This window comes from uncultured Tyzzerella sp., from assembly GCF_963558545.1.
Lineage (GTDB): Bacteria > Bacillota > Clostridia > Lachnospirales > CAG-274 > Tyzzerella.
Genome location: NZ_CAUWHO010000071.1, coordinates 1 through 6,694 on the forward strand (window position 1 = coordinate 1; position 6,694 = coordinate 6,694).

Here is a 6,694-nt window from a genome sequence, read left to right on the forward strand (position 1 = left end):
AATAGTTAAATAGTCTGATAAGCCGTATTCTTCTAATTTTTTAAGATAACTATCCCATTCTTTATCTATGCCACCATTTAATATCCATTCAGCTTTCTTTTGATTTGTATATTTCTCTATATCTGCTTGGTATTTAGAAACAGCATCTAAATCTTCTTGAGACATAAATATGTTAGGATATACATATTCCATATTCATATCTTTAACATAAACAGAGTGTAATATATCAAGTCTTGCTTTAGCATCATCTGGCATAGTTGTAACAGTTCCATAGTAACTATCTAAAACAGCTAAAGGTCCGTTTACAGATTGTGCTTCTCTAACTTCAACTGGAGATTCACTTCCTAAATCCGAATGTTGTAATGTGCCATCTTCTTTTAATTCAAAAATATTAAACTTGCCATCTTCTCCATAAGTACCCCAATTATTTTGAACAGATTGAATTGGTTCATACATTAAATCTATCCATTTAGCTGCTAGCTCTTTATTCTCACAAGCAGATGTTAAAACCATTCTACCTACCTCTAAACCACCAGTAGCACTGCCATTTTGACGTACTGCATTTACCATACCATCTGGTCCCTTTAAAGCTGGTAATGGAACATAATCTTTAGGATTTGAAACTATATTAGCACTATCCCAAGTAAAAAATACACCATATCTTCCTGCTTTACCTTTTGCTACAAAAGTAGCCCAGTCTTGTGTAAATGCTTCAGGATCAAAAAGCCCTTCTTTTTGTATAGAGTTTAGCCACTTAATTCCTTCTTTATACCCTTCTTGTGTAGCCGTATATATTACCTCTTTATCATTTGTTATAGAAATATGGTCTGGTACATCGCCATATCCTTCACCAAAAGCACCTAGTAAAAATCCTGGGTCCTGGTCACCACCATTTATAATAAATGACATAGGTATAATGTCATCTCTACCCTCAGGTTTTTTTTCTTTAAAAGCTTTTAATGTATTATAAAACTCATCTGTTGTAGTAGGTATAGGTAAACCTAGTTCATCTAACCATTTTTTATTTATCCAAGGTATACTACCTATAGACTGTATAGCCTCTTTATCTTTGCCTAATTGTTCTATCCAAGGGAAAGAATATATGTGTCCATCTTCTGCTGTTATTAATTTTCTATACTCTGGATTTTCATCTAATATTTTTTTAAGATTTGGCATATAATTATCAATTAAGTCTTCAACAGGTATTATAGCACCTTGTTTTGCATATTTTAATAAATCATAATGCCCCATATTTGCATTAAACAAACCATCTGGTAAAGAGTTTTTCTTTGATAAAACTAAAGTTTTCTTTTCTGCAAATTGGCTAACAGGGTAACAAGTCCAATTTATATGTACATTTGTTTTTTCTTCTAGTCTTTTAAATATGGCTCTTTCATTAGGTTCTTGTGTTGTTCTATCTGGTGCATGTGTTATAAAATCAAGAGTTGCTGTTTCTTGTAAAGGAAAAGATACATTAGTTAAAACTTCTGTAGTTTTATATTCTTTTTTATTTCCACAACCTAATAATGTACCAGATAAAATAGCACTTGATAAAACAATTGCTAAACATTTTTTAAGTTTTTTCATAACATTTTCACTCCTTATAAAAATTATTTATAGTCTAACCTTTTAATGAACCAACCATTATTCCATTATCAAAATATTTTTGGAAAAATGGATACATTATTAAAAGAGGTAAACTTGATATAACAATAGTAGAATATTTTAATAATTCTGCTATTTTAGACATTTCTGCTGTACTTTCTATATCAGCTATCATACCAGGTCTTGGTTGATTTTGTATTAATATAGACCTTATAACTAATTGTAAGGGTTGTTTGTCTGCATCATCTAAGTAAATCATTGCATCAAAGTAGCTATTCCACATACCAACAAAAGCATATAAAATTAAAACTGCTATCATTGGTTTTGCTAACGGAAAGGCTATTTTTAAGAAGTGATAAAATTCACTTGCACCATCTAACGCTGATGCTTCTCTTAAATCCTTTGGCATATTTCTAAAGTATGTTCTTGCTAAAATAATGTTCCAAACATTAACTGCTCCTGGAAGTAATATAGCCCATATAGTATTTAGCATACCTAAATTATCTATTAATAAGTATGTAGGGATTAAACCACCACCAAAAAACATAGTTATTAAAAACATAATATTAAAAAATTTTCTACCTACAAATTCTTCCTTTGACATTGGATAAGCTGCTAAAACACTAACCATTGTTGTTATTATAGAAAATAAAAAAGAATATATAATAGAATTTACATAGCCTTTTATAATTAATTTATCTTCAAAAACACGTTTATAGCCATTTAAACTCCAATCACTAGGATTAAAACTAATACCACTATTATTAAGTACATTAGGGTCCATAAAAGAGGCAATAAATATATAAATAAGTGGTACTATTATAGATATAACAAATAGAGATAAAAATATATACAGTATTGTTACTAATATTTTATCTTGTAATGTATGATTTTTAAAAATTTTCTTTTTTGCCATAATATACCTCCTAAAGCCCTTCTCCATCATTAAATCTTTTAACTATAGCATTTACACTTATAATAAGTATTATGTTTATAATAGTATTAAATAATCCTACTGCAGTAGAAAAACTGTAATCTCCTCTTTCTAAACCAAGTTTATACACATAAGTAGGTATAATTTCAGATGTAACTAAGTTTAAATCTGTTTGAAGTGCATAAGCTTTTTCAAAACCTATACTCATAATACCACCTACACTTAGTATAAACTGTATTATAATAATAGGCTTAATACTAGGTAAATCTACATATTTTATTTGTTGTAATATATTAGCTCCATCTATAACTGCTGCCTCTTTTAATTCTTTGCTAGAATTTGCTAAAGCTGCTGTATATAATATAGAAGCCCAACCTGCACCTTGCCATATACCAGATAAAATATATATAGTTCTAAAAGTCTCTGGCATAGCCATAAAGTTTATATTATTATTTATTAATTTATTAACAGGTCCAACAGGTGATAATAAAAGAAATACTATCCCACATAAAACTATTACAGATATAAAGTTTGGCGCATATAAAACCAATTGAATTTTCTTTTTAATTTTATTACTGGAAATTAAATTTAAAACTAATGCTAAAATTATAGGAAAAGGAAATCCCCACAACAAACCATATATACTTAGCTTTAATGTATTTAATAAATATTCCATAAAGTCTGGTGAAGATAAAAATCTTTTAAAATGTTCAAATCCTACCCATTCACTACCTAATATGCCTTGTATAGGATTATAATCTTGAAAAGCTATTAATACCCCGCTCATTGGAAAATACTTAAATATTATAGTAAGTATTACTGCTGGTGCCATAAAAATTACGTATAGTTGCCAGTTTTCCTTTATATACTTTAATTTTTTACTTTGCATATATATCACACCCTTTTACTTTTATAACATTTTTATTGCTTTATTTTTTACTTTTTTATTTATTGTTGTGTTAAAGTATAAAAACAGGTTACACTTAAATAATTTTTTAACAAAGATAAGAATAATAACCCAAAAAAAACTATATTACATTTGTTTTTTATATCAGTATAGTGAATTTAGAAATATTAAAATATAAATAAGTATTTTTACACGATAAATTTTCTTATTGAATGCTTAATTGTATTGATTTTAGATTTATTGTCTTATCTCATAACAAATGTTAAAGCTTTGCTTAAATTAAGACTAAAAACACCAAAAATGGATTTTTCATCAACAGTAAATCTATCAGAAATAATTTAAAAATCACAGCCTAAAATTGATAACACAGACTACAAATTATTTCATATCATCAATAGTATCCAGCTTTATTTTAATTTAGTTCGTTTTCTCACTTCCGATAATCTCTAAAATATCTTCTTTACTTGGCATAACTTTTAACGCACCTTTTTTTGTGGTAATAAGTGATGCACCTGCATTGGCAAATTGAAGTATTTTTTTTAACGTTATATCATCAAACAATGAAATTTCATTGTCCAAAACAAAACTTAAAGCACAGCCAAAAAATGTATCTCCTGCACCTGTTTTTTCAATGGTCATAGCAGGATAAATTGGTGCTTTTTCTTTTGCATTTCTTGTATATGCACAGCTTCCGTTGTCTCCTAGGGTAATAAATATCAGTTGAATATTTGGATATTTTTCAAAGAGTTGATTTGAAGCTTTATCATAATCATTATGACCAAGCGTAAATTCAATTTCATTATCTGATATTTTCAGTATATTGCATTTTGAAAATCCATATTCAATTTCAGTTTTTGCATTATCAAGATTATCCCACAAAGGCTCACGGAGATTAGGGTCAAATGAAATTAAAGCTCCGCTTTTTATTGCCGTATCGATAGCAAACCTTGTAGCTTTGCGAACATCACTATGAGTAGACGAAAGTGTTCCAAAATGGAATATCTTCGACTGTTTTATCAAATCTGCATTAACTTCATCTTCTGTTAGCATCATATCTGCACCTGGATTTCTTATAAAACTAAATTCTCTTTCACCACCTGCTAAAGTATGAACAAATGCAAGAGTTGTTGGCACTGATTTATCGACAACCAGTCCGTCTGTGCATATTCCTACACTTTTAACTGTATCAGAAAGCTGCCTACCAAACATATCATCTCCCACTTTACCGATAAATGCTGTTTTCTTTCCCAATTTTGAAAGCATCGCAAGCACATTGCAGGGTGCACCTCCAGGATTTGCCTCAAACAATTGATTTCCCTGTGGACTAATTCCACTTTCGGTAAAATCTATTAACAATTCACCTAGAGCTATAACATCGTATTTTTTCATTTTATTTCACCTCATTTTTTAATATATAAATTGTAATTTTACCCAAACAATGGTAACTTTTTCATATTTTATTTATCCTATTATTCAAATAATTGGTTACTTTATTGATTATACGTTATCAAAAAATTAGTTATGTAATCAGTTACTTTTAATTATATGGTACTGCATAACTAGTTATTTGTAAAGACTTTTTTTATTTTTGTAACAAAACTATAAAAATATAACTCTTTTTTTGTGCATCTTGACAAAATCAGTTACTTTATTGATTTTAGTAAAGTACTGTGCTATAATAATACAGATAAACGGAGGTGTAAAATTATGGCAGATAAAAATGTAACTTTTGCAGATATAGCTGAATATACAGGATTTTCAAAAACAACAATATCAAGATATTTCAACAACCCAGATTCTGTTACACTTGAAAATCAAGCTAAAATTGCTCATGCTCTTGAAGCACTTAATTATAAAGAAAATAAACTTGCAAGAGTTATGGCAAATGGTAAAACAGAAATAATAGGTGTTATCATTCCAAATCTTTATATGCATTATTATTCAAATGTTCTTGACCATATTATTTCCACATATGAAAAAAATGGTTATAAATTTATTGTATTTTCAGGAAATGACGATTCTGACATTGAAAGAAAATACATTAATGAACTTATTGCATATAAAACAGAAGGAATGATAATTCTAAGCCATACACTTTCTTCAAAAGAATTATCCGAATATAATATTCCGATAGTTGCAATAGAACGTGAAGATAAATATATCTGCAGTGTAAATACAGATAACTACATGGGTGGTGTTCAGGCTGCAACTGTTCTTGCAAAAAGTGAATGTGACATACTTATACATGCAAATTCCGATTTTTCTGAAGATGTCCCATCACACGGGAGAATAAAAGGATTCATAGATTTCTGTGAATCAAACAAATATGACTATAAAATCTTAGTAAAGGATTTCGGCAACACATATGATGAAAATCATAACATAATTAAAAGCCTGTTTAAAGAAATAGAAGATGAATATACCGTTAAAAAAGTAGGTATTTTTATGTCGAATGACACTTATGCAAATATTCTTCTAAATATAATTATAAAAAAATACGGTACTCTACCCGATAAATACAAAATTGTAGGTTTTGATAATTCGCCAATTTCAAAAGAAGCCATAGTTCCGATAACAACTGTTGGTCAACAAGTGGATAAAATTGCAGATGAGGCAATGAAAATTCTTCTTGTTCAAATAAACGAATATAAAAAACGAAAACCCAAACCTCTTTCAAACCCAATTCACAAGGTTCTTACTCCTATTTTAGTTCGCAGAGAAACAACAAAATAAACAACCATATTTCAAAAAACAATACAGAAAATATTTATTTTGTTATATAAACTAAATATAGTATAAATATGTATATTTAAGAAATAATAAAAATTAAATGCGACAAAAAATACTTTAGAGCATTGAAATCTAATGTTGATTTTGAAGTTTTTAATAAGTGGGTGTAATGGGGTTTTGTTAATAAATTAGAAATATAAATAAAAAAATATAGGAATAGGAGTTTTTGATTATAGATACTACAAACATTTAAAATAGAACCTTTATTTCTAGTGTATATATTGCTTTTTAAATATTATTCTATAATAAAAAATAAAATAAAACTATATTTTATAGTTGTTTTATTTTACTAGTTATTTATTACAATTCTTTTAAAAATTTTAAGTGTTAAAATAAAATAGGAAATAAAAAATATTAAAAATATACTAATTGTATTTACCCATAAATCTATATTGTTCCATACTTTCATTAAATATATTTTAGCTATTTCCATATAAAATATTATTGTTAATATATAT

At 27.8% G+C, this 6,694-nt stretch carries 5 protein-coding genes; 1 reads left to right on the top strand and 4 read right to left on the bottom strand.

Annotation, left to right across the window (positions count from 1 at the left end; all coding sequences use genetic code 11):
- The 4 genes from R5Z65_RS09140 to R5Z65_RS09155 all read right to left on the bottom strand — a co-directional run.
- On the bottom strand, positions 1 to 1,587 hold a 1,587-nt coding region (locus R5Z65_RS09140; RefSeq protein WP_317368683.1), incomplete at its 3' end, for an extracellular solute-binding protein.
- Positions 1,588 to 1,621: 34 nt separating this feature from the next.
- Entirely contained in the window at positions 1,622 to 2,521 is a 900-nt protein-coding gene (locus R5Z65_RS09145) for a carbohydrate ABC transporter permease (RefSeq protein ID WP_317368685.1), read from the bottom strand.
- Between the two features lie 10 nt (positions 2,522 to 2,531).
- A complete protein-coding gene (locus R5Z65_RS09150; RefSeq protein WP_317368686.1) occupies positions 2,532 to 3,428 on the bottom strand; it encodes an ABC transporter permease subunit in 897 nt (298 codons plus the stop codon).
- 435 nt (positions 3,429 to 3,863) lie between these two features.
- Positions 3,864 to 4,835: a PfkB family carbohydrate kinase gene (locus R5Z65_RS09155; RefSeq protein ID WP_317368687.1), complete on the bottom strand. Its 972-nt coding sequence runs from the start codon at positions 4,833 to 4,835 to the stop codon at positions 3,864 to 3,866.
- 318 nt (positions 4,836 to 5,153) lie between these two features.
- Here R5Z65_RS09155 and R5Z65_RS09160 point away from each other — a divergent pair, with 318 nt between their 5' ends.
- The gene (locus tag R5Z65_RS09160) at positions 5,154 to 6,179 is read left to right on the top strand and encodes a substrate-binding domain-containing protein (protein ID WP_317368688.1); all 1,026 of its coding nucleotides are present in this window, start codon (positions 5,154 to 5,156) and stop codon (positions 6,177 to 6,179) included.
- The last annotated feature ends 515 nt before the right edge of the window (positions 6,180 to 6,694 follow it).

Excerpts from the sequence above, each read along its gene's own strand:
- R5Z65_RS09155 (WP_317368687.1), bottom strand. The coding sequence starts at position 4,835 with ATGAAAAAATACGATGTTATAGCTCTAGGTGAATTGTTAATAGATTTT.
- R5Z65_RS09145 (WP_317368685.1), bottom strand. The coding sequence starts at position 2,521 with ATGGCAAAAAAGAAAATTTTTAAAAATCATACATTACAAGATAAAATA.
- R5Z65_RS09160 (WP_317368688.1), top strand. The coding sequence starts at position 5,154 with ATGGCAGATAAAAATGTAACTTTTGCAGATATAGCTGAATATACAGGA.
- R5Z65_RS09150 (WP_317368686.1), bottom strand. The coding sequence starts at position 3,428 with ATGCAAAGTAAAAAATTAAAGTATATAAAGGAAAACTGGCAACTATAC.